Genomic DNA, 22,575 nt, shown 5'->3' on the forward strand with positions numbered 1-22,575 from the left:
CTTCCATATCAGTCGCTCTCGAATCGCTCATGTGAGTGAATCGCCCACGCGAGGAACTGGAGGAGCCGCGCCCTCCCCCTATGTTGCACTGCGTTAGATTTGTTGCATTGCAATATCGTCGCATCGGGTCGAGCCTCTGCGAGGTGGGCATTCCTTGCATGAGGTGATTGTGTCGGCATCATTTCGGCCTGACATCGAAGGGCTGCGCGCGCTGGCGGTGGCGGGTGTCATCGCCTTCCATTTTGGTCTGTCCGGCCTGCCCGGCGGCTTTGCCGGCGTCGACATCTTCTTCGTCATCTCCGGCTATCTGATCACCCGTCACCTGGTTACGGAAATCACCGAGACCGGGCGGCTGAACCTCTGGCGCTTCTACGCCCGGCGCGCCCGGCGCCTGTTGCCGGCGGCACTGTTCGTCATCCTCGCCACGCTGTTCACGGGTTACTTCATCCTGTCGCCGGAGGAACAGGCGCTTTATTCGAAAGGCGCCATGTTCGCCTCCGCCTACATGATCAACCTTTGGCTGATCCGCTGGTCGTTCGACTATTTCGCCGCCGACGCCACCAACAACCCGTTCATCCACTTCTGGTCGCTCTCGGTCGAGGAACAGTTCTATTTGGCATGGCCGGCGCTGCTTCTCGCCGCCGCTTGGCTGCGTCCCGGCAAGCGCGCCGCCATAATCGTCATCGGCGTCGCCGGCGCGGCCTCCTTCGCCGCCTGCGCCTCGCTGACGGAAGTGTCGCAGCCCTGGGCCTTCTATTTCTCGCCGCTCAGGGCCTGGGAATTCGCCGCCGGCGGCCTCGCGACCATGGCGCCGGCAAAGATCTGGCGCGACCGGCCGCTGCTGGCCACGCTCCAGGCATGCCTCGGTATGGCGCTGATCGCCTGGGCCTATCTGATGCTGGACGAAGACTCGCCGTTTCCCGGGGTGAATGCGCTGGCGCCTGTTGCCGGCACCGTGCTGCTGCTGCTCAGCGGCAGCGGCGGCCGCAATCTGCCGAGCGCCGTGCTGGCGCTGCCGCCCATGCAATGGTTGGGCCGGCTGTCCTATTCGCTCTATCTCTGGCACTGGCCAGTCATCGTCTATGCGGCGATGGTGGTTCCCAGCCTGTCCATCCTGGACCGCCTTGCCTGCGCGGCGCTGACGCTGCTTCTGTCGATGTTCACCTATCATTTCATCGAGAACCCGATCCGCCGCAACGGCTGGCTGATGGCCGGAGCAGCGCGGGCGCTGGTGCCCGCCGTCGCGCTGACCGGCGCCGGCGTGGTCGGGGCCTATGGCAATGCGCGCTTTGCCGAGCACAATCTCAGCCCCGAACAGCACGTCATCGCCGACAGCGCCGCCCAGCTCTCCACCGTGCGCGCGACCAATGGCGGCTGCGTGCTCGATTTCGAGACCGTCAAGCCGAAGCCCTGCATGTTCGGCCGCAAGGATGCCCAGCGCTCGGTCGTGCTGTTCGGCGACTCGCATGCCGACCATTGGTCGACGCCGCTGATCAAGGCGGCCGAGAAGAACAATTTTCGCGTCGTCACCTTTCTCAAATCCTCCTGCCGGGCTTCGCGGGTGACGACCTGGAACTGGCGGCTGAAGCGCGACTACACCGAATGCGATCAATGGCGCGAGCAGTCGGTCAAGGACATCATCGCGCTCCACCCGCAACTGGTGGTGATCTCGGAGTTCTCGATCGGAAATGTGATGAAAGAATCGCCCGAGGAGTTGAAGCACGCCGATTGGCAAGCGCAGTGGCGGACCGGCCTCAGCTGGACGCTTCAAGCCTTCAGCCAGGCCGGCATCAAGGTCGCGGTCATCAGGGACGTTCCCTACAATGCAAGCTACGCCGACAAATGCGTGGCGCGGGCGCTGTGGCGGGGCCAGACGCCCGCGACATGCGACACGCCGAGGATCATGGCGGCAAACGACGACATCGCCACCATCGAGCGCGATATCGTGCGCTCGACACCGAACGCTGCTTACATCGACATGACCGACCGCTTTTGCGACCAGACCACCTGCCATGTCTTCATCGACGGCAAACTAGCCTTCCGCGACCGCCACCACTTGGCGACGCCCTTCGCCGAAACGCTGGAACCGGCAGTGGAGCGGGCGCTGTTTTCGGATGTGATGGCGGCGGCCGTAAAGTAACGGTTCCGGATCTTGTCGGATCACGACCCAGCCCTCGGCAAGCAACCATGCGGGGGTCAGCTAAGGATAAGACCCGCCAGGAAAACCGTAAGGATAAGCGACAGCGGAACTGCAAGAAGGCAGCACAGCTCGAAAGCTCGCCAAGAAGTCATTGGGCGCTTTTCCATGTTGGCCTCCTCCCTCAACGGCCAGACCGAGACGGCAGTTCCGCTTAGATAGTGCTCACCCCCACCACTCATCATGCAATTGGCGCAACTCGTTCCGCTTCCTGGTCATCCATCGTGCACGCGCCAGATGTGTCGCCCACGCCCGGAAAGCCCTCTCCGGCTCCTGCTCCGGATCAATGTGCAGAACGATGCGGGCGACCTCACGCCAATCGGTCCCTTCAGCCGACGCGTCGAGCAGCCGGATATAAGTAAGCATGCGATCTTCGTCATAACCGGTCGGCACTGAAGACGTCGGCGCTGCGTTCGCGATATGAGAGTTTGGCGGCTTTGGCATTGCGACCTACCAGCAATGGCGCACCGTAGCAGCCTATAAAGAAGCCCGCGCCCTTTGATCGGAGGATGCGCCGATCGAGATTCGCCTCGACGGTCGGCAAATGGCGGCCTCAGGCGGAGTTCACCGCCCAGCTGGGCTCACGCCTCACCACGTCGTGATCGGGTCGAGGCAATCTATCTATTTTAGTGGAACCTAATTTAGTCGACGCAATTATGCGTGCGTGAGAAAGCGTGAAATCCAGACCGTCACTGAAAGCCGGCTATCGCGAGATCAGTTGGCCGATGATCCAGTGATTGCAGTCGATTTGACGGAACGGATATTACAGGCGGCCGACAACGACAGGATTGTCTGCCTCGTTGTGGCAACGGAGCAACTGGAAACCGACCGCATCGAGAAAGCGGAGCCTAAGGAGACCAGGATTGCCACAAGCTTCGTCCGGGACTTTGAGGTAATGCTGCTTGTTCTTTATGCGGCCTACGCCCTCGCTGTGCTGGGTGCGACCGCGTTCGTTTTGCTGGAATTGGGCCATGTTCTGTAGGCAGACGTCGGCAAAAGACGGGACTGACGCGCGATTGCCGCTGTTTGATGAGAGGAGCGGCCACGCTGCGTCGACGATCCGACCCCGGCGCAGCCAGCGGCGTTTTCGCGCCAGCAGGCGCTAAACTTCGGGCCCGTCCGTTCCTTACATCTTGCCAATCTATGGAACGAGGCTGCCCCTCGGGGGTTTTTCTATTAGAGGGACGTTAAAGAAGGAGGTAGCTATGAAGAAGCTCCTGCTTGCCTCGGTGATCGCCATCGCCTCGGCGGCTTCCGTGATCGGCCCGGCGAATGCCGGCGGCAGCGTCACGATCGGCATCGGCAACGGCTATGACGACGACTATTATTATCGCCACCATCGATATTCCGATTACGACGATGAGTACGTCCCCCGTTACCGCTATGATGTCTACGACGAGGACTACAGGCCGCGCTACCGGTACCACCACCGGCGCTGCCACACCGAAGTCATCAAGCACTGGCGTCATCACCACCGGATTATCGAAAGAATCCGTGTCTGCCGTCGTTGACGGATCGATCCGGCCGGTATTGCCGGCCGGATCGGCGGGGCTTCTCACCTCGGCTTGCGCATCAGCATCATGCCGTAATGCACGGCCAATATGTCGAGCCCGATCTTGAGTAGTTTCACCACCACGTCGCGCGGCTCGCCGGCCTGTTCGGCCAGGCTCTTGACCGTTGCGTCGGCACAGCAGACCTTTTGCACGATGCCGGCGATCTCCCAATGGACAAGCGCCCTGGTTGCCTCGGCATGGTCGCGGCCGGCGGACAGGATGTGTTCGGCGACGCCGCTGCCGGTACGGCCGCCGTCGACGCGCTCGGCCCAAGCCATCGGCTTGGCGGTTGCCTCGGACGAGTTGCGGAAATCCTGGCGGTAGCGCATGCCCGCCTCGCGCTGCTGGCGCGACAGCGAGGTGAGGCCGCTCAGCGGGTCGACGTTGCGCACCCGCACGATGCCGCCGGTCGCTGTGTGGCCGTCATTGGAGACCTCATAGAGGCGCGCTCCCTCCTGCGTCCCCTTCGCCAGCCGCTTGCGGCCGAACCGGTCGTCCTTCAGTGCGAAATCATGGCCGATCTCCTTGCGGATGCGCACCTGCTCGGCCTCGCCTTTCGGCAATCGCGGTGGCCTGGCTGTGGCCTTTTGGGCGGTTTTGGTGCTCATCGGCTCGGTCCTCCTAGGTTTTGGTCGTCGGGCTCTGGCGAACTTCCAGCCTCATTGCAGCGGGCTCAAATCGCTTCGGCCGGCAGCGTGCGCAGGAAGCGCGCAGCGTGATAGGCGCAGTAGCTTTTCGATGGGTTCGTGCGCATTCCGCAGCACAGCATGTCCAAACCTGGCCGGCTGCCGGGGGCGTCGTTTTCCGCATCCTCCTGCAGCGTCGTGTCGAGCGGCGCGCGGCAGCGCTCGAACAGGCAATCGATGAAGCGCATGGCGGCGAAATGCGGCTGGCGACCGCCGGCGGCGATCGGGCGCGGCGCCGGCATTTCGAGCGGCGCGCCATCGGTCCCGGTGATCCGAGCCGGACCCGGCTGCCATGCCGGCGGCGCCAGCCTGGTCGACAGCCTTGCCGGGCGGCAGCGTGGCTCGGCCTTCGGAGCCGACTCCGCTTGATCAGCAGTGCTTGATGGCTCAGGCGCCGAATTTCCGAGCCGGCCGCCAGAGCGTCGGCCACACCAGCCCTTGGATCTGGCAAGGCCGATGGTGCGCAAACGGGCGGTGCGGTGGACGATGCCGATGATAGCTGCACGCGAGGCCGGGCGGCCGCGCAGCGCGGTCAACCGGGTGGCGATCTTCGCGGCCGACAGTCCGCTCATCAGCCAGTTCTCGATTTGTTCCAGTTCCGAGGCGGAATAGCGGGCGGCCATGATGTTTCATTCCCTGCAAAAACGGTTGTGTGCGGCGCCGGCTTCGCCGGCCTCAGGCTCGAAAGCCGGTCAGCCTTCGCGTGGTCTGCTGCGATCGAGCTTCATCTCGGCCGCCTGCCTTGTTGCGCCGGACACTGCCTTGCCCGTCCGCTCGTCGAAGGCGATGACCGTGCCGTCTTCGGTGCGGGTGCAGGAAACCGCGGCATCCGCATTGCCGGCCGGCAGGTAATTCGTGGCCGGAGCCGTGAGGGGAACGGCTCCGGCCGTTCCGGCCGCTTGCGCTGCCGGATCCGAGGCGCGAGCCTCGGGCATCGTCCCGGCCGGGGAGGAGGACAGCCGCGACGAAGGGGACAGGGTTGGCACATGCATGGCCTTGGCGACCGGTTGTGGTACCGCCTCCAGGCGAGCGCTGCCGGCGCGCTGAAGGGCGGATTCGAGGACCGAAAGCTGGTGAAGCGACTTGTGCATGACCATATAAGAGCATAACTCAATCAATTATGCAAGCGATTCTTGCATAGACGAAACCGATTCTTATGCCTCAGATGGAGCCATGGCGAAAACTACACTGTCGATCAAGGTCGGAGCGGCGATCCGCCGGGCGCGCAAGCAGCGCGGCCTGGTGATGCGCCACATTGCCGAGCACAACGACACCGACGTCGCTGCCGTCGGCAATTGGGAAACCGGGCGCAACCTGCCCAAGACCGAGAACCTTTTGAAGACCGCCGCGTTCCTGCGCGTCGACCCGGTGGCACTCGGCAAGGGCGAGGTCGTTTTCCTCGAAGATGCCGGACCGGTCGCCGATGCCGAGATCGTCACCGATCCCGGCCCCCTGCCCGCCGGGCCGATGGACATCCAGCTTCTCGGCACCGCCGTCGGCGGCGACGATGGCGACTTCACCTTCAACGGCCAGCCGGCCGGCTATGTCCAGCGGCCGCCGGGGATCCGGCATCTGCGCAACGTGTTTGCGCTGCACGTGCTGAGCGATTCGATGGTGCCGCGCTACGAGCCCGGCGAGATGATCTATTGCGGCGGCCGCGAAGCGTTGCCCGGCGACCATGTGGTGATCGAGACCCTGCCCGAGGAGAACGAGCAAAACGGCAAGGCCTTCATCAAGAAGCTGGTCAAGCGCACCGCCGCCGAGCTGATCGTCGAGCAGTACAACCCGCCCAAGACGCTGTCCTTCAACCGCTACGCCATCAAGAACGTCTTCCGCGTCATCCCGCTCAAGGAATTGCTGGGGTATTGAGGGCTTGTTGCCTTCTCCCCTTGTGGGAGAAGGTGGATCGGCGCACAGCGCCGAGCCGGATGAGGGGTGCTGGAAGGAACGCGGCGGAGGAAATGTAGAAGCGATTTTTAAGCACTTACGCCATCAAGGTAGCGATCCGTCCAACACCCCTCATCCGACCGAGCTTCGCTCGGCCACCTTCTCCCACAAGGGGAGAAGGAAGAACACCGTCCCGCCCCCTCAAGCCCGCCTCGGCTGCAGCTCTCGACCGTTGAGCAGGCGCGCCTCGGCGCGGGTCCGTTGCCGGTCGTCGATGAAGGCGGCCTGGATCGAGACGGCGGCGCCCGGCAGGCCGTCGGCCCGGCAGGCCTTGCAGATCAGGCGCCCCGAAAGTGCGGCCAGCGGCGTCTCCGGCATCACCCCATGCCGCTTGAGCTCGGCCGGCTTCCACCACCTGTTACGGCCGCAGTCGATGCATTCGACGGCAATCGAGACAACATCGGCGATCGTCGCTTCCTTGCCTGCCAATGCCATGATCATCCCCATCGTTGTTCCTGCTTTGTTCGCAACATTATCGGTTTTTGGAGCGGAGTCGAGTCGGTTCCGCTTACATCAATGTGAAAGTTTCACTTGTTCGATTATTTGAGTTATGCTTATACGTGGTGCGGACTGGAATCGGCGCGAGCAACGGAACCGCAGCCGGCCGGCAGCAAGGGAATGACGATGGACCCAGCCCAGTTCGCCCATGCTTGCGGCTATAGCGGCGACAGCCCGGCCATGCTTGCCGCTTTCGCGGCCATCCGCCAGGACGGCATCCGCAAGGCACGCCAGGGTCATCGCCAGCGCAAGGCGGCGATCGACCAGATGAAGCCGAGCCGCGCTCTGTCCTGGCGGCGATCCGCCCGGCGCAGTCAGCCGAGGAGGCACTCGAGGATGCCGCCCGCTTCCTGTCGATGTTCCGCAACATGCCGCGCTGGCGACAGGAAAGGCGCGCCGCCGACCTCACCCGCGCCAGGCAGCAACGCCTCTTCGCCCGCTTCTTCCGCCGCTACGGCCACCGCCTCTGGGCGCTCGAGGCCACCTGAAGGCGCGCGGGCCTCCCTTGCAAGTCAAAACGGATATTGCGATCGCTGACACCGCGCCGTATGTCTCCGCGCGATGAGCGAGATCGAATTCCGTCGCGCGCAGGCGCCCGACCTGCCGGCGATCGTTGCAATGCTTGCCGACGATGTGCTCGGCGCAGACCGGGAAGACCCGTCCACGCCGCTTGCGCCATCCTATCTCGATGCCTTTAGCGCAATCGATACCGATCCCAACCAGTTGCTGGCCGTCGCCGTCAACGCCGGGCAAGTGGTCGGAACGCTGCAGCTCAGCTTCCTTCCAGGCATTTCGAGAAAAGGCGCCTGGCGCGGCCAGATCGAAGGCGTTCGCGTCGCCTGGCAATGGCGCTCTCGCGGCGTCGGCAAGTTGATGATCGAATGGGCGATTGAAACATGCCGTTCGCGCAATTGCAGCTTCGTCCAGCTCACCACGGACAAAGGTCGATGGGAGGCGCACGCTTTTTACGAGCGCCTCGGCTTCACCGCCAGTCATCTCGGCTACAAGATGGCGCTGTAGATCAGCATTTCATCGCATTCAGCGCCGACCGCTCATCTTCGCTATCCACTCTGGATGGAGCATTGACAAGCCGGCCGTTCGCCCTGCTCCATCCGCCCATGATTTACGACCGAACCTGGCTTGAGAAAACCTTTCGCGCAAAGCCCCGGCAGAAGTTCCTGTTCTTCTGGGGCCATCAGCCGTCTAAGGACGGCCGCATAACCACGTCGTGCTTCAGCCAGTGGTGGCATGCGCCCTTTACCGTCGATGGCCTGATCCGACTGCCGAACACTGGATGATGGCCGAGAAGGCACGACTGTTCGGTGATGCTCCGACAGCAACACAAATCCTCAGGGCGGCGAGCCCCAAGCAGGCAAAGCAGCTTGGCCGCCAGGTGAGCGGCTTCGATGGCACCAAATGGGATGCAGACAAATATCGCATCGTGACTGAAGGGAGCTTTCAGAAGTTCCGTCAGAACGCGGCGCTGCGCGAATATCTGTTGTCGACGCATGACCGGGTGCTGGTCGAGGCGAGCCCTGTCGACCGGGTGTGGGGTATCGGCCTTGCGGCGGATGACGAGAGGGCAGTGAACCCGCTGCTGTGGCGCGGCGAGAACCTGTTGGGATTCGCGCTGATGCAGGCTCGCGATCGGCTGCGCGGCTGAACATTGCCGTGCGCTCGTCATCTGCGGCAGCCTCCGCGCTGCTTGACAATCCACCCACAATGTTCTCTTTATGTTCTCATCACAACTCGAGACAATGCGGCGTTCGAACCGCCGCGGGCGAACGGGCCGGATGGAAGCCAACATCCTCCACGCGGATCTGGATGCCTTCTATGCCTCGGTCGAACAGTTGCTCGACCCGGCCTTGCGCGGCAAGCCGATTGCCGTCGGCGGCGGGGTAGTGCTTGCCGCATCCTATGAAGCCAAGGCGTTCGGCGTGCGCGGCGGTATGCCGGGACGGCGCGCGCGGGAACTCTGCCCGCAACTCATCTTCGTCGGCGGCCATTTCAAGGACTATCAGCGGCTGGGCGATGCGGCAATCAAGGTGCTCGGCGATTTCACGCCGGTGGTCGAGCGGATTTCGATCGACGAGGCCTTTGCCGACGTCGCCGGCTGCACCCATTTGTTCGGCTCGCCGGCCGAGATCGCCGGCAAGATCCGCCGCCGCGTGCGGACCGAGCTTGGCCTGCCGATCTCGGTCGGCGTAGCCCGCACCAAGCATCTGGCCAAGATCGCCTCACAGGTCGCAAAACCGGACGGGCTGGTGGTGGTCGATCCGCGCCACGAGCTGGAGTTCCTGCACCACCTGCCGGTCGAGCTGATGTGGGGCGTCGGCCCGGTCACCAGGCAGCGGCTGGCCGGCATCGGCGTCAACACCATCGGCGAGCTGGCGAAGACCAATGGTGGGGCGCTTGAGCGCCTGCTCGGGCCGGCGGCGGGAGAGAAACTCAACGCGCTGGCGTGGAACCGCGATCCGCGCAAGCTCAAGACGCAGCGCCGGGCGCGCTCGGCGGGTGCGCAGTCGGCGCTTGGCCGAAAACCGGCCGAGGAGCAGGTCTTCGTGCCGGCTTTGCTGCATCTGGCCGACAGGGTCGCCACAAGATTGCGGGCGAAATCCCGGCCCGGCCGCACGGTGACGGTTCGCGTCCGCTTTGCCGATTTGCGCTCGGTGACGCGCTCGATCACGCTCGACCAGCCGATATCGGCAACCGCCATGCTGGCCGAGATCGCCGAGGCGCTGGTGCGCAAGGTGCTCATCGACCATCCGCACGAAAAGACAATCTCGCTGCTGGCGATCGCCGTATCGCATCTGGAGCAGCATGCCGGCCTGCAACTGGAACTGCCGCTCGGGCTCGACGACGACCGCCGCCGCCCCGGCACCAGCAAGGGCGCGGCGCGCTGGACCGCGGATCGCGCCGTCGACAAGATCCGCGACCGCTTCGGCTGGGAGGCGGTGGGCTACGCCTCGGTCGCGCTCGGGCTACAGCGGTCGGTTCCCGACGCCTTTCGCGAGCTGGCCGAAAAGGAATTGTGAGCCTCGATTACACTTTGGTTGCCAAGTCGGCGGAATGACGTTGAAGGCTGCGGACTTGTGAATTTATCTTCGGTCCAGTTGGTCGTGCACCGGTTTGGGCATCAGCCAGACAGGGTAGCACCCGCCCGCAAATCCTTCCGCACCTTCATTTCGAACGACAGGAGATCGGCATGGGACAGAACGCCGGATATTTCGCACTCATCGTTGCCGGACTGGTGACCAATGCAACGACGCTGGCCAAGCCGCTCAACCCGGACCGGGCGATTCCATCCCTGGGCGATATCAACTCGCCGCTGGCCAGCCCGCTATTCAAACAGGTCAAGGCTGGGCCGCTGGAGATAAAGCTTGAGGAAACCACGCTTGCCGATGTCGAAAAAGCCTTCGGCGGAGCGATGCACGATGAAGGTGACGCCGGAGATTCACGCCACTGGCTTTGCTATGCCGGCCCCGACGCCGGCGGATCGCCGTCGATCTTCTGGTTCGTATCCGGCGAGATGGGCGGCTCCGACCACGGTGTCCTGTCCGTCGCCCTGCAGCCGAACCCGGAAGGCAAGGTGCCGGAAGGATGCGCCAGCGCGCCTGCCAGCCTGACAGCTATTGAACTCGATACACCCGGCGTCGGAGCGCCGCTGAGCGACGTGGCCGCGAAATTTGGCGCCGCCAAGCTCGATCGTTACGGCCATTTCGGCTTCGCCGCCTCTTATCCTGCTTCGTCTCCCGACCAGAAGGACGCCACGGTCACGCAGACGCTCACCTACACAGCCGGGAACGGCAGGATAACCGGCGTGGCGGTGACGCAAGTCACCACCAATTAGGGTGTCCCCGCTCGGTTGGCGAATGGTTCACGTGTGAATGATCTGCCGCGCCCGAGCCAGGCGGCCTGGTTGCTGGCCACCTCGTTATGCAGATTGGTTCTGATGTGCCGCCCGGGCCCGCCCTCCTCCTGCAAATTCCTGATCTTGAAATATTAGACCGCCATCATACACCTGCGCCGGCCGCACCGCCGTCCTGTCGCGCCAAGAGACGACAGGCCAACGCAGTGTCTCGCCGAAATGGGTGAACATCCGCCCTGGAGATAGCGAGGTGATGTCGGAACGGCAGAAATTGGGTCGGAACGGCCCTTCCGATCGCACCCGCGAAGGTCCCGAAATGACCCAGAAGCGGGCGTTCGGCAGCGATCCGAGCAGCAACCATTTTGGCAGGACAGGAAATCGGCATGGAATGCTGCAATCATCATCATGTCCCGTCCAAGTTGTGGACAGTTCCTTCTCAAAGGCGCACTCTTAGCGTGCGAAACGCGAGCTGGCGTTTCGTGCAATGCTTCACATGCTTGACTTGCGTCGGTGATTATCTGACCTACCCGGATACTTCCGGGTGGGCAGACCTCACATTGTGTCGCCTATCCGTGATCAGGCTACGGCCTAAGGCACGTTGCAGCCCGTTCCGGATCAACTGGGAGGTAAACAACATGCCTGATTTTCAGCGCAGAGAACTTCTTGTTCAAGGAAGCGCGGCTCTTGCCGCAATTGCTGCTCTCTATACCTCGCGCCGGGCTTACGCTTTTCCAACACGGCCGAACGAGGAAGTTATTCCATGGCTGGATCAGCCGACCGAAAATCCCGATCCGGCGGGTATCCAGAAGCAGCTTGTTTGGGAGGATTTGGATAGCTGGATAACGCCAAACGACAAGTTCTTCAGCATCTCGCATTTCAACCGACCAACGATCGACGAGAAGACATGGTCGATGGAGATCGGAGGCCTGGTTAAGAAGCCCCTGGAGTTAACGCTCGCCGACATCAGGGCGCGACCGAGGCAGGAGGTCGTTTTCACAGTGGAATGCTCGGGCAACCACGGGTTTCCCTTTTTCACCGGCGGCATCGGCAATGCTCGCTGGGCAGGGACGCCGCTCGCCCCGATCCTCGAGGAAGCCGGCGTTATGGAGAAGGGCATCGAGGTCGTCTTTTTCGGTACCGATACAGGCGAGGTCCCGATACGCGACGTCAAGATGCAGCAGAACTTCGCTCGTAGCATGTCGCTCGCCGACGCGATGAACCCCGACAATCTCCTCTGCTATGAAATGAACGGGGCCGCCTTGCCGGCGCCCAATGGCTTCCCGGTACGGCTCATTGCGCCAGGCTGGTACGGGATCGCCAACGTCAAGTGGCTAAAGCGCATCGAGGTTCGCGATACGCGGTTCATGAGCCTTCTGATGGCCCGTGACTATGTCACCATCCGGGAGGAGGACCACAACGGCGAGACCGTATGGGCCGAGACGTCAGTCGGGCGAGCGCTGATAAAGTCCGCGCCTGCGAAGGTTACCCGGAAAGACTCGGATTACCGCATCGTTGGGGCAGCCTGGGGGGCGCCGATCGACCGGGTCGAAGTGCAAATCGATCAAGGGCCTTGGACACCAGCGACCATTGACCACAGTGAGGAGGCAGAACACGCTTGGAAAATCTGGTCCCTGGCTTGGGCAAATCCCTCTCCTGGAGAACACACGGTGACCTCGCGCGCGGTCAGCACCACAGGACAAATTCAACCGGCGATGGACGATCCCTTGATTGCCAAGAAGCACACATACTGGGAAAGCAATGGCCAGGTGACGCGCCGCGTGCGTATCGGCTAGAGCATTTTGCAGCCAAAAGGAAGCATTTGGCGTCCGCATAGATGCGGGAAAACAGATAGTTAGAGCGAGTTACCGGTTCCAAGAGAACCGGAACCGCTCTAAGAACGTGCTGCCATGTGGCAATTGCGTTTGGGTCACCCAGGAGGAGGCTGCCTGATCGCCATCTCCGTACCATTCCAGCCTTCTACTCACCCGTCCACCGTTTCAATCTCCGCGTCGACCAGACACCAGGGCGCATAGCGGAAATCGCGGATCTGGATGACCTGATCGTCCCTCCATTCGACCAGCATGAAGCCGCGCACAGCGCCGTCGGCCGCCTGCGGGTCGCGGATGAGGATCGCCGGCCTGCCGTCGACGACGCCGAGCGACAATGTCCAGTCGCTGATACGGTCGTAATTGCCGAAATAGGTCGAAACCTCGGCCTTGCCGCGCAGGCGGACGCGGTTGACGACGTCGAGCCGCACGTCCTCGGCGATCAGTGCCCGCACAGCGTCGAAGTCGCGCGCGTTGAACAGGTCGACATAGCGCCGCAGCCGGCGCTCGTCATCGGCGTCGAGCCTCGGCGCGAGCGCCTGCTCGGGCTGCAGCGCCAGCACCTTGAGCTGCGCCCGCCCGCGATGCAGCGCGGCCTTGGTGGCGGCGAGCGTCGCGCCGGTCACTTCGCAGGTCTCATGCAGGCTGAGGCCGAGCACGTCGACCAGGATCACAGCGCTGCGCTGCGGCACCGAAAGCTGCATGAAGGAGCGCAGGCTGGTCTGGGCGGCGAGCCGGCTGTCGGCGCTGCCGGAGGGATCCTCGATGACGCTCATGTCGGCCTCGGTCATGCGCGACCTTTCCCGATTGCGCCGCCGCAGGTGATCCTGTGCGGCATTGTGGGCGATGCGAAACAGCCATTGCTCGGGACGTTCGACGATCGCACCCCCGTCGATCGCCTGCAGCGCCTTGATCAGGACCTCCTGGACGATGTCCTCGCCGTCGATCACCGAGCCGGCCATACGCGCGCAGTAGCGATGCAGCCTTGGCCGCAACCCGACGAGCATCGCCTCCAAAGTCGCCCTGTTCATTTTCGGCGTAGCGTCCCATTCCTGCGCGAGCGGCACGGCAGGCGCTACCCGGCTTTCTGATCCGCCAGCATACGGTAATTGCCGATGACTTTAACAGGCGATCGCAATGCCGGGGTCGAACGGCGCTCGGCGTGGTTTTCCGTAAACGCCCTGAAGGCCGCAAGCCCGGTCAGCGCCGACGAATCGCCGTCCTGGCCGACGATGTGGACGAACGAGCCGTCGTCCAGCTCGAGCACGAGATAACGCACCGTCGGCGGTGCCGCCTCGCCAAGCGCTTCGAACACTTTTTCGACCAGCGCGCGGTTATCTTCCAGGTCGGCTTGGTTCACACCGTATCGAATGAGCGCGTAGTTCATCGTCGTCTCCTGACTGGTTGGTATGAACGAAGGACGACCGGCTGCGCTGAAAAGATTCTCCTTGCCGAAGAATCGTTTCGGTTGCCCGCATCGTCTTTCCCGCGTGGGCGGCTGCGCGGCAGCCATCAAGCAGGAGAGACGATCATGCATATCCAGTTTGCCGAGCTTCCGGTGTTCGAGCAGGACCGCGCCAAGGCGTTCTACACCAGGCATCTCGCCTGCCAGGTCATGGCCGACCAGAAGATGGGTGATGGCGGCTGGCGCTGGATCGAGCTGGCATTTCCGCATGCCGTGACGAACCTGCATTTTGTCAGGCGCGCCGACGACGCACCCGGCGCGGAGCCGGTATTGGTGCTGGTCGACGAAAATGTCGGAGCAATGATCGCGGCGCTGAAGAAGGGCGGCGTCGAGATCATCACTGAAGCGCATGAGGCGCCGTGGCAGCCGGGGCGCACGGTGGCGGAGTTTCGCGACAGCGAAGGCAACCGCATGGTCCTCGCCAGCCGATAAGGCACCGGAGCCCTCTGTCCGGCGGGGCGTCGTACCTAAGTCCTACCTCCGGCCGGACCATCGGCCGTACTTCCTTCGTATTATTATTTCGTGACCTCTGCGCGCCGGAACCTTCCCTTGCATCGGGCGTTCGGGCGCTGTATCGCAATGCCTCATATTTAGGCAGGCGGAGGAAATACGAATAAGGGCGGGTGGCAAAACAAACATGGGCCGGGGAGGAGCATCTTACCATGTCGAACCGTAAAATCGGAATGTCCCACAGTTTGGGGCTGCGCGTCGCTGACCTCAAATCCAGAATGCAAAGTGCCCAGATTACCGAGCATGAGATCAAGACGTTTCAAAAGGTTGCCGCCATTATGGGCGGCGCCACAGGCTCACTGCGCCTCGATGCGGACGATCTGATCGCCGCGTCTTTCCTTGTCGATCCCTTGGAAGATCTCCCGCTCTCCAGTTGAAGGCGCTGAACGCAGGTCGAAATCCTATCGGGTTTGAACCTGCGATTGCCGCCGGCGGAGCATCCGCCAGCCCAAGCCGCATGCGAGGATGACGTTGGCCAGCGCTAGACCAGAAAGCGCGGCCAACGTCCCGTGCGGGCCGAAGCGCTCCAGCAGCAATGCTCCGGCCGAGGGTGCCGCCGCCTGGGCGATCAGGCTCGGCATGGCGAGGCGGCCCATCAGTCTCGCGTAGCCGTTCGAGCCGAACAGCGCGAGCGGCAGCGTTCCCCGCGCGATGGATTCGAGGCCGATGCCCGCGCCGTAGAAACCGAGCGCCAGCGGGATGATCGGCATGCCGGCCCAGAGCGCTGAAACGCCGATCGCCACAAACGTAACCGAGGCAAACTTGGTGAAAATCGGATGGTGGTAGCGCGCGATCATCATCTCGATCGCGCGGGCCGCCACCTGGGACGGGCCAACCAGCACGCCGAGCCCGACGGCTGCGGCAAGCGCCATGCCGCTGCCTTGCAGGATTGTGAGCAGATGCACCGATAGTGTCGACGAGATCACCGCGGCGAGTGTCAGGGTCGCGGCCAGAACGACTATGATCGACGGATCGGCTTCGTTGTCGAGAATGGGTGCCGCCTCCTTCACTCCCGGTTTGACTGCCGGTTGCGGCGCCTCCCGGGGCAGGATCACCAGATAGAGCGGAAGCGCAATTGCCAGCTGAAAGGCGGCGTAGACCAGGCAGGTGCCGCGCCAGCCGACCTCCCCCAGCAGCAAGGCTGAGATCGGCCAGCAGATGGTGCTCGCAAGGCCGCCGAACAGCGTCAGCATGGTGATGGCGGAGCGCGCGCCGTGGCCATAGTGGCGGCCAAGCGTTGCGAAAGCGGCATCGTAGAGCCCCGCCCCCATGCCCAGGCCGATGACCAGCCAGGCAGCGATATAGGCCGCAAGGTTGGGGGCAACGGCCAGCCCAACCTGGCCGACCCCGATGCATCCGGCGCTGAACGCCAGGACGTTGCGGCCGCCATGCCGCTCGATCGACGACCCGACGCGCGGAGAGATCAATCCGGCCACAAGCAAGCCAAGAGACAGGCCGCCGACAACCCATGCCAGCGGCCAGCCGGTATCGGAGGAGACTGCCGGCGCGATGACCGCGGGAAGATAGTAGGAAGAACCCCACGCCATGATCTGCGTCAGGCCAAGCGCGGTGATGATCGCGCCGCGGCTGCGCAGGATGGCCGGCGAAGGCGGCGAAAGACTCATGCCGCGACGCTGCAGCCACAGCCGCCTTTGCCGACCGCCTTCGCCTTGGCGTCGGCGACACAGCACGCATCCACCGCTGCCGGCGCCGGACCGCCGCAGCACCCCTTGTCGGCAATGCCGATCCGCGGCACGGTGCAGACGCCGGTCTCGGGCAGCACGAGCTGGACATTGTCGGCCGCCACCATGTCGCCGGCGATCGCCGCCGCGACCGAGCGGACCTGCTCATAACCGGTCAGCAGCAGGAAGGTCGGCGCGCGACCATAGCTCTTGATGCCGACTGTGTAGAACCCTTCCTCTGGATGGCTGAGCTCACGGTGGCCGTGCGGCGGCACGTCGCCGCAGGAGTGCTCGTTGGGATCGATCAACGGTCCCAGTGCCTTGACGCTTTCCAGCCATGGATCGAGCTCGAGCCGAAGCTCACGGGTCAGCGACAGATCCGGGCGCTGTCCGGTCGCGGCGATGATGCGGTCGACCGGGCCAAGCGCCTGCAAGCCGTCCCTGGTCTGGCCTTCGACGACCAGCCGGCCGTCGGCATCGCGGATCGAAACAGCCGCAAAGCCCGTCACCAGCCTGACGCCGCCGCTCTCGGCGAGTTCGCGCACTTCGGCGCCGAGTTCGCCGCGTGCCGGCAATTGGTCGGCATCACCGCCACCGTAGATGCGCACCAGGTCGGTGCCGCGCGTTGTCCAGATGAAAGCGGTGCCGGCCTCCACATTTGCCAGGCTGGCGAGATCCAGCACCGCATTGGCGGCCGAATGGCCGGAGCCGGCGACCAGCGTCGTCTTGCCGGCATAAAGGCTGCGGTCGCGGCCGAGAATATCGGGGATGCCGTAGGCGATGCGGTCGGCAAATTCGGCCTCGCCTTCTGCAGGAATTCCGCCGGCGCCGAGCGGGTTCGGCATCTGCCAGGTTCCCGAAGCATCGATGACGGCGCGGACGCTATCGCGCCTGGTGCCGCTGGCGGTTTCGACCACCAGCATGAACGGCCGGTTCTCGCGTTCCTTGCTCGAGACCTTGTCGGCGCCCCAGCGCGAAATGCCAACGACCCGGGCGCCGGTTTCGATCGACGGCGACAATTGCGGAAGCTTTGCCAGCGGCTCGAGATAATCCGCGACGAGGTCGTTTGCGGTCGGGAATGCCTCGGGCTCAGGCATCCGCCAGCCATGCACCTCGAGCAGGTTTCTAGCCGCCTGATCGACGCAATAGCGCCAAGGCGTGAACACACGGACATGGCCCCAATCCCTGAGATTGGATGCAACCGCATTGCCGGCTTCGTAGACTTTGACAGGAATGCCCCGCGCGATCAGGTGGACCGCTGCCGCCAGACCGACCGGCCCGGCGCCGATCACCGCAACGGGGAGTTTTTCGATCATCTCCATGTCTTCCATCCTTCCGGTAATTTCGAATTATAATGGCAAAAAAATCATGCCGCCGTTTTGGCGGCCGCTTCCGCCGATGCCGGCGCACACGTGGCGTCGGCGCAGCATTCGTCCGCGAGGTATCCGATGAGCCCGTTCATGGCGGGATAGTTGGCCCGGCAGATCAGCGTGGTCGCCTGGCGCTCCTGCGTCACCAGGCCGGTGTCGACCAGCCGCTTGAGGTGATGCGACAGCGTCGAGGCAGCGATGCCCAATCTGTCCTGGATACGCCCGACCGGCAGCCCCTCATCGCCCGCCCGCACCAGCGTCCGATAGAGCTGCAACCGCGTCGGGCTGCCGAGGGCTTCAAGTTGCGAGGCTGCTTTTTCGAGTTTCATGGAAATAAGCTATTTCCAGAATCGCTGCACGTCAAGAGAATTTCGACAAAGATCGAAATAAGACGATATCTAGACGACGCGCTTGCCGCTGGCGTCGATGACCACCTCGCCGTCCTCCTTGGTGAACGGGCCGATATCCGGATTGGGCAGGATATCGAGCACGGCTTCGGATGGTCGGGCGAGCATGGTGCCGAGCGGCGTCACCACGATCGGCCGGTTGATCAGGATCGGATGCGCCAGCATGAAATCGAGGATCTCGTCGTCGCTCCACTTCGGGTCGCCCAGGCCAAGTTCGGCATAGGGCGTGCCCTCTTCGCGCAGCAATTGGCGCGGCGTCATGCCCATCGCTGCGATCAGTTCGACGAGCTTTTCGCGCGACGGCGGATTTTTCAGATATTCGACCACCTCAGGCTCCTCGCCGGACTGCCTGATCATGGCCAGCGTGTTGCGCGAGGTGCCGCAATCGGGGTTGTGATAGATGGTGATGGTCATTGCGCAGCTTTCATCTGTCCGGCTGGTTTCGGTTGGGCGAGCAGCCACCCTGCCAATGCCATGGCGAGCAACGCGCCCAAAAGTTCGGCGCCGATGAAGCCCGGCAGATCGGCGGGGCGGATCCCGGCAAAAGTGTTGGAGAACGCACGGGCGATGGCGACGGCCGGATTGGCGAAGGATGTCGATGCGGTGAACCAGTAGGCGGCGGTGATATAGAGCCCGACCAGCCAGGGGATCGAATCCGGACGGGAACGCAGGCCAGCGAGGATGGTGAAGACCAGCCCGAAGGCGGCGACCAGCTCCGCAATCCATTGCCCGCTTCCGGTCCGCACCGTCGCCGACACTTGCAGGATCGGAAATTCGAACATTGCATGCGCCAGGAATGTTCCAGCGATGCCGCCGGCAATCTGGGCGGCGACGTAAGCCAGCGCTGCGTTCGTTTCGATCTCGCGTCGAAGCGCGAATACCAGCGTCACCGCCGGGTTGAAATGCGCTCCGGATATCGGCCCGAATATGGCGATGAGCATGACCAAGATCGCCCCTGTCGGCAAGGTGTTGCCGAGCAAGGTGAGTGCGACATCGTCGGTCAGCTTATCGGCCATGATACCGGAACCGACCACGGTGGCGACCAGAAGAGCCGTGCCGAGGGCTTCGGCAACAAGGCGGCGGGGAAGATTGCCGGAGCTCATCTGGCTAGCAGTTGCAGGTCACGGCCTGGATGACAGGCTGGCAAAGTTCCGGCGCGCCATTGCAGCAATCCTCCATGAGGTAGGCCAGCAGATCGCGAAAGCCGGTCATATCGGCGAAGTAGCGCACGCTGCGGCCCTCCCGTTCGGTCCGCACCAGGCCGGCATGCGACAGTATCTTGAGATGAGCCGATACCGTATTCGGAAATGCGGCGAGCCGCGTGGCGATCTCGCCGGCCGGCACGCCGTCGGCTCCAGCCCGCACCAAAAGGCGAAAAACGTCCAGCCGGGTCTCCTGGCCGAGCGCGGCAAGTGCCGAAAGGGCGAGCGTCTTGTCCATGTTTCCAGATTTCCAGAAATAGGGAATAGAGTCAACGCGCGAAGACTGTGTTGAGCAACGAAATCTCACCGAAGGCGGGGAAGTCCGTAGCGGCGGCAGCTAAGGCGACAGCTCGCGCAGGGCTGCGTTGGCGGCAACAAATTCGTAGGAGTTATTGGGGCAATCGCTGGCGGCGAGCCGATAGAGCCGCAAAGCTTCATCGCTGTGCCCCTGCAGTCGGCTCAGCTCGGCGCTGAACATATTTGTCTCGCACAGGTTTCCGCGTTTCTTTATCGCATCAGGGTCGTCGGCTTCTGCAATTGTCGCGGCGAGAGTCTGCTCGCCAAGCAGCATTCGAACAGCCGGCGCCGGCCATCGCGTCATGTCGAGCTTCTTGGTCGCTTCCTGCAAATGCCCTGCTGCGCCATTGCGACGCTCGGCAAAATCGAGCCAGATCGCAACATACGCATCCTCTGGTTTGACTGTGGCGGCTTGCGCGAAATCGGCTTGGGCTTTCTCCATCGCACCGGAGTAGAAATGGACGATACCCCGGCCCAAATAGGCGTAGACAATCGTCGGATCGAGGCTGATTGCCTGGTCGTAATCTGCCGTTGCACGTACGTATTCGCCTTTTATTGACCAGACGAGACCTCTGCTGAGATAAGCATGGGCATATTTCGGATCGAGCCCAATTGCTCTGCCATAGTCCTCGAGGGCGCGGTCGTATTCGCCATTCTTGTCCCATATCCAGCCGCGCTTCCTGTAGGCACTGGCGTGTTTCGGGTCGAGCAGGATTGCCTGATCGAAGTCGGCAATCGCGCGGTCGTCATCGCCTTTGTGTGCCCAAGCCGTACCTCGATCGTCGTAAGCATTGGGGTCTTTCGAATCGAGGCCGATCGCCTGGTCAAAGTCGGCGATGGCGCGGTCATAGTCGCCTTTGTCAGCCCAAACGTTGCCTCTGTTGTAGAACGCACTGGCGCGTTCCGGATCGAGACTGATCGCCTGGTCGGCGTCGGCGATGGCGCGGTCGTAGTCGCCCTTATATTTCCAGGCCCGGCTTCGATTGCCATAGGCACTGGCGTCTTTCGGGTCGAGGCTTATCGCTTGGTCGTAGTCGGCGATCGCACGATTGTAATCGCCTTTGATTGTCCAAGTCAGGCCTCTATCGAGGTAGGCACGGGCGTTCTTCGGATTGAGGCTGATGTCCTGATCGTAGTCGGCAATGGCGTAATCAGAATCGCCTCTGAGTGACCAGGCCATGCCTCGATGATGATGGACTCCGGCGACATTCGGATCGAGGCTGATCGCCTGTCCGAAATCGGAAATGGCATGGTCATAGTCGCCCTTGAGTAGCCACGCCATGCCCCGATTGTCGTAGGCGCTGGCTTCCTTCGGATCGAGGCTGATCGCCTGGTCATAATCGGCGATGGCACGGTCGTAGTCCCGCTTCCTTTTCCACACGAGACCTCGGTTGTTACAAGTTCGGCCATTGCGGGGATCGAGGCTGATCGCTTGGCCGAAATCGGCGATAGCGCGGTCGTTGTCGCCCTTGCGTGCCCAGGCCAGGCCCCGGTCGCCATAAGCTCCGGCATTCCGGGGCTCGAGGCTGATGGCCTGATCGAAATCGGCGATAGCGCGATCAGCGTCGCTCTTGAGTGCCCAGGTGATGCCTCGGTAGTGATAAGCACTGGCATCTTCCGGATCGAGGCTGATCGCCTTATCGAAATCGGCAATGGCGCGATCATAATCATTCTGCCTCGCCCAGGCGACGCCGCGCTTGAAATAGGCCGTCAAACGGCTGCTGGCGGGCTCCGTCACATCCTCTATCATGAGTGTACAAGCGGCAATTCGCCGAGCCGTATCGGCCTCGTCGTCCCCGACACAATCGCTGCTGGCAGCCAAAGCTGGGCCGCTCAGGGCAAACAAGACCACGAGCTCACGCAGCAGCGACCGACAAAAAGACCTATGCCATTTTCGAATCATCGGCTCACGGATCATGTCGTTTATTTGCATCGCAGTGCGCTTGATCAAGAAGGCCTTGATCTTTGCAACCCAACACTGCAACCATTCTTGGGTCAAGGTGAGACTTGATTTTTTTGACCTTTGCCAAACCGACACCCGCCCGTGACATTCGGCGGAGACAGCGGCGGCTCGCCTGGTCCAAATCAGCCAGGCACTGTGGCGGCGACCGCATCAGCGCGACCAAGGCCGGCAACCGCTTTTCTGACCCGCTGCAGATGCCCCTGGCGTCCGGCGGCCGAGACGCTGTCCATCCGGTAGAGCGCCAGGAATTTGGTCCGGCACAGCGGATGGCAGACGGAGCGGAAGCCGCGCAGCAGGGTCCGCCGGCCGGGCTGTCCCATGATCCACGACATCAGCGGCGTGGCGCCACCTGTGGTCATTGCCATCACCCGGCGTATGTGCCGCAATTTGGGCCGCGGGCCGCGTCGTGCCGTCGGCATCTCGAAAGCGAAGCCCGGCACCAGCACACGCTCCAGCCAGCCTTTCAGCATCGCCGGCAGGCCATACCACCAGGTCGGATAGATGAAGACGACCGCCTCCGCCCAGAGCAGCTCCTGCGCATGTTCGTGCACCGGTTGCAGGTTCGCCGCCTTGTCGTGGTAACCGCGCCATTCCCGCGTGCGCATGACTGGATCGAAGCCGGTCGCATAGAGGTCGAGCAGGTGGACCTGATGGCCGCTTTCGGCAAGCGTCTGCAGCACCGTGTCGCGCACGGCGCCGTTGAAGCTGTCGGTGCAGGGATGGCAATAGACGACGAGGACTTTCATGCTGCGCTCAGACCGGTCGGTCGCGAGAGGATCGCGGTGGTGCATGCAAGCGCGTCGCATGCAAACAGGCCACCCGCAGACGTAGTCGATCAGCTGTTTTCATGCGAAGCCCCGCAGCCCCCGTATCAAGACGCAACAGCTCCAGTCACGTCAAGGCCCGCTCGTCAGCGCAAAGGAAATTGCGCGCACATGGGCTTGCCGGAGGGCACTGTCCCGCATGCCTTGCGGTACTCTGCGGGAAACGGGCGGTGCCGCGTATTGCGCCCAGGAACTCCAACAGTGGATTCGGTTTTCGATCAGCATTGTTGCCCGAAAGCCTGCGCCCTAGCTTCACGGCGGGTCCAAAGCGTCAGGAGAA

General features: G+C 63.0%; 27 protein-coding genes. 12 read left to right on the top strand and 15 right to left on the bottom strand.

Annotation, left to right across the window (positions count from 1 at the left end):
- The first annotated feature begins 169 nt into the window (after positions 1-169).
- Positions 170-2,140 carry an acyltransferase family protein gene (locus NKI25_RS02475; protein ID WP_352998052.1) on the top strand — a complete coding sequence of 657 codons (1,971 nt, stop codon included), beginning with the start codon at positions 170-172 and terminating at the stop codon, positions 2,138-2,140.
- A 222-nt stretch (positions 2,141-2,362) separates the two neighbouring features.
- On the opposite strand, the gene NKI25_RS02480 is transcribed toward NKI25_RS02475, so the two are convergent.
- A complete protein-coding gene (locus NKI25_RS02480; RefSeq protein WP_352453505.1) occupies positions 2,363-2,641 on the bottom strand; it encodes a hypothetical protein in 279 nt (92 codons plus the stop codon).
- Between the two features lie 274 nt (positions 2,642-2,915).
- On the opposite strand from NKI25_RS02480, the gene NKI25_RS02485 reads away from it, so the two are divergent.
- Both NKI25_RS02485 and NKI25_RS02490 read left to right on the top strand, forming a co-directional pair.
- Complete coding sequence (locus NKI25_RS02485) at positions 2,916-3,179, top strand: hypothetical protein (RefSeq protein WP_245274650.1); 264 nt, start codon at positions 2,916-2,918, stop codon at positions 3,177-3,179.
- Between the two features lie 223 nt (positions 3,180-3,402).
- Positions 3,403-3,708, top strand: a complete 306-nt coding sequence (locus NKI25_RS02490) for a hypothetical protein (RefSeq protein ID WP_023675656.1) — start codon at positions 3,403-3,405, stop codon at positions 3,706-3,708.
- Between the two features lie 44 nt (positions 3,709-3,752).
- Here NKI25_RS02490 and NKI25_RS02495 read toward each other — a convergent pair whose 3' ends face one another.
- From NKI25_RS02495 to NKI25_RS02505, 3 genes are all read right to left on the bottom strand, one after another.
- The gene (locus tag NKI25_RS02495) at positions 3,753-4,358 is read right to left on the bottom strand and encodes a DUF6456 domain-containing protein (protein WP_352690824.1); all 606 of its coding nucleotides are present in this window, start codon (positions 4,356-4,358) and stop codon (positions 3,753-3,755) included.
- A gap of 65 nt (positions 4,359-4,423) precedes the next feature.
- Positions 4,424-5,059: a high mobility group family protein gene (locus tag NKI25_RS02500; protein ID WP_352998054.1), complete on the bottom strand. Its 636-nt coding sequence runs from the start codon at positions 5,057-5,059 to the stop codon at positions 4,424-4,426.
- 69 nt (positions 5,060-5,128) lie between these two features.
- A complete protein-coding gene (locus tag NKI25_RS02505) occupies positions 5,129-5,533 on the bottom strand; it encodes a hypothetical protein (RefSeq protein ID WP_352783729.1) in 405 nt (134 codons plus the stop codon).
- Between the two features lie 76 nt (positions 5,534-5,609).
- On the opposite strand from NKI25_RS02505, the gene NKI25_RS02510 reads away from it, so the two are divergent.
- Positions 5,610-6,305 (top strand): XRE family transcriptional regulator, encoded by a 696-nt coding sequence (locus NKI25_RS02510; RefSeq protein WP_352998056.1) that lies wholly within the window; start codon positions 5,610-5,612, stop codon positions 6,303-6,305.
- A gap of 219 nt (positions 6,306-6,524) precedes the next feature.
- Here the strand turns inward: NKI25_RS02510 and NKI25_RS02515 are convergent, their stop codons facing one another.
- Complete coding sequence (locus tag NKI25_RS02515; protein WP_245274648.1) at positions 6,525-6,830, bottom strand: hypothetical protein; 306 nt, start codon at positions 6,828-6,830, stop codon at positions 6,525-6,527.
- Between the two features lie 407 nt (positions 6,831-7,237).
- On the opposite strand from NKI25_RS02515, the gene NKI25_RS02520 reads away from it, so the two are divergent.
- The 6 genes from NKI25_RS02520 to NKI25_RS02545 all read left to right on the top strand — a co-directional run bounded on the left by NKI25_RS02520 (position 7,238) and on the right by NKI25_RS02545 (position 12,542).
- On the top strand, positions 7,238-7,369 hold the full coding sequence (locus NKI25_RS02520) for a hypothetical protein (RefSeq protein WP_352998058.1): 132 nt from the start codon (positions 7,238-7,240) through the stop codon (positions 7,367-7,369).
- 73 nt (positions 7,370-7,442) lie between these two features.
- Positions 7,443-7,901 carry a GNAT family N-acetyltransferase gene (locus NKI25_RS02525; protein WP_352638084.1) on the top strand — a complete coding sequence of 153 codons (459 nt, stop codon included), beginning with the start codon at positions 7,443-7,445 and terminating at the stop codon, positions 7,899-7,901.
- A 223-nt stretch (positions 7,902-8,124) separates the two neighbouring features.
- The gene (gene ybiA, locus NKI25_RS02530) at positions 8,125-8,544 is read left to right on the top strand and encodes a riboflavin biosynthesis intermediates N-glycosidase (protein ID WP_502897318.1); all 420 of its coding nucleotides are present in this window, start codon (positions 8,125-8,127) and stop codon (positions 8,542-8,544) included.
- A gap of 130 nt (positions 8,545-8,674) precedes the next feature.
- Positions 8,675-9,916: a DNA polymerase IV gene (gene dinB, locus NKI25_RS02535; protein WP_352998061.1), complete on the top strand. Its 1,242-nt coding sequence runs from the start codon at positions 8,675-8,677 to the stop codon at positions 9,914-9,916.
- A gap of 170 nt (positions 9,917-10,086) precedes the next feature.
- On the top strand, positions 10,087-10,731 hold the full coding sequence (locus NKI25_RS02540; protein WP_352906112.1) for a hypothetical protein: 645 nt from the start codon (positions 10,087-10,089) through the stop codon (positions 10,729-10,731).
- A gap of 653 nt (positions 10,732-11,384) precedes the next feature.
- Positions 11,385-12,542: a sulfite oxidase gene (locus NKI25_RS02545; protein ID WP_352457327.1), complete on the top strand. Its 1,158-nt coding sequence runs from the start codon at positions 11,385-11,387 to the stop codon at positions 12,540-12,542.
- Between the two features lie 188 nt (positions 12,543-12,730).
- Here NKI25_RS02545 and NKI25_RS02550 read toward each other — a convergent pair whose 3' ends face one another.
- Together NKI25_RS02550 and NKI25_RS02555 are read right to left on the bottom strand one after the other, a co-directional pair.
- The gene (locus NKI25_RS02550) at positions 12,731-13,606 is read right to left on the bottom strand and encodes a sigma-70 family RNA polymerase sigma factor (protein WP_352855112.1); all 876 of its coding nucleotides are present in this window, start codon (positions 13,604-13,606) and stop codon (positions 12,731-12,733) included.
- 44 nt (positions 13,607-13,650) lie between these two features.
- Complete coding sequence (locus NKI25_RS02555; RefSeq protein ID WP_352587055.1) at positions 13,651-13,962, bottom strand: hypothetical protein; 312 nt, start codon at positions 13,960-13,962, stop codon at positions 13,651-13,653.
- 144 nt (positions 13,963-14,106) lie between these two features.
- Here NKI25_RS02555 and NKI25_RS02560 point away from each other — a divergent pair, with 144 nt between their 5' ends.
- Both NKI25_RS02560 and NKI25_RS02565 read left to right on the top strand, forming a co-directional pair.
- On the top strand, positions 14,107-14,472 hold the full coding sequence (locus NKI25_RS02560) for a VOC family protein (protein ID WP_352690815.1): 366 nt from the start codon (positions 14,107-14,109) through the stop codon (positions 14,470-14,472).
- A 230-nt stretch (positions 14,473-14,702) separates the two neighbouring features.
- Positions 14,703-14,927 carry a hypothetical protein gene (locus NKI25_RS02565; RefSeq protein ID WP_352690814.1) on the top strand — a complete coding sequence of 75 codons (225 nt, stop codon included), beginning with the start codon at positions 14,703-14,705 and terminating at the stop codon, positions 14,925-14,927.
- Positions 14,928-14,951: 24 nt separating this feature from the next.
- Here NKI25_RS02565 and NKI25_RS02570 read toward each other — a convergent pair whose 3' ends face one another.
- From NKI25_RS02570 to NKI25_RS02605, 8 genes are all read right to left on the bottom strand, one after another.
- Positions 14,952-16,175, bottom strand: a complete 1,224-nt coding sequence (locus NKI25_RS02570; RefSeq protein ID WP_023680365.1) for an MFS transporter — start codon at positions 16,173-16,175, stop codon at positions 14,952-14,954.
- On the bottom strand, positions 16,172-17,548 hold the full coding sequence (locus NKI25_RS02575) for an NAD(P)-binding domain-containing protein (protein WP_502897319.1): 1,377 nt from the start codon (positions 17,546-17,548) through the stop codon (positions 16,172-16,174). The genes NKI25_RS02570 and NKI25_RS02575 overlap by 4 nt, the downstream gene beginning before the upstream one ends.
- A gap of 50 nt (positions 17,549-17,598) precedes the next feature.
- On the bottom strand, positions 17,599-17,931 hold the full coding sequence (locus NKI25_RS02580) for an ArsR/SmtB family transcription factor (protein WP_352490030.1): 333 nt from the start codon (positions 17,929-17,931) through the stop codon (positions 17,599-17,601).
- Between the two features lie 69 nt (positions 17,932-18,000).
- Entirely contained in the window at positions 18,001-18,423 is a 423-nt protein-coding gene (gene arsC / locus NKI25_RS02585; protein ID WP_352855116.1) for an arsenate reductase (glutaredoxin), read from the bottom strand.
- Positions 18,420-19,112: an aquaporin gene (locus NKI25_RS02590; RefSeq protein WP_352855117.1), complete on the bottom strand. Its 693-nt coding sequence runs from the start codon at positions 19,110-19,112 to the stop codon at positions 18,420-18,422. Before NKI25_RS02590 ends, arsC begins: the two co-directional genes overlap by 4 nt.
- Positions 19,113-19,116: 4 nt before the next feature.
- A complete protein-coding gene (locus tag NKI25_RS02595) occupies positions 19,117-19,449 on the bottom strand; it encodes an ArsR/SmtB family transcription factor (RefSeq protein WP_352636067.1) in 333 nt (110 codons plus the stop codon).
- A gap of 99 nt (positions 19,450-19,548) precedes the next feature.
- Positions 19,549-21,459, bottom strand: a complete 1,911-nt coding sequence (locus NKI25_RS02600) for a tetratricopeptide repeat protein (RefSeq protein WP_352998066.1) — start codon at positions 21,457-21,459, stop codon at positions 19,549-19,551.
- 134 nt (positions 21,460-21,593) lie between these two features.
- Entirely contained in the window at positions 21,594-22,217 is a 624-nt protein-coding gene (locus NKI25_RS02605) for an NAD(P)H-dependent oxidoreductase (RefSeq protein ID WP_352998068.1), read from the bottom strand.
- Between the last annotated feature and the right edge of the window lie 358 nt (positions 22,218-22,575).

Origin of the sequence: Mesorhizobium sp. M0808 (genome assembly GCF_040320025.1) — a bacterium.
Lineage (GTDB): Bacteria > Pseudomonadota > Alphaproteobacteria > Rhizobiales > Rhizobiaceae > Mesorhizobium.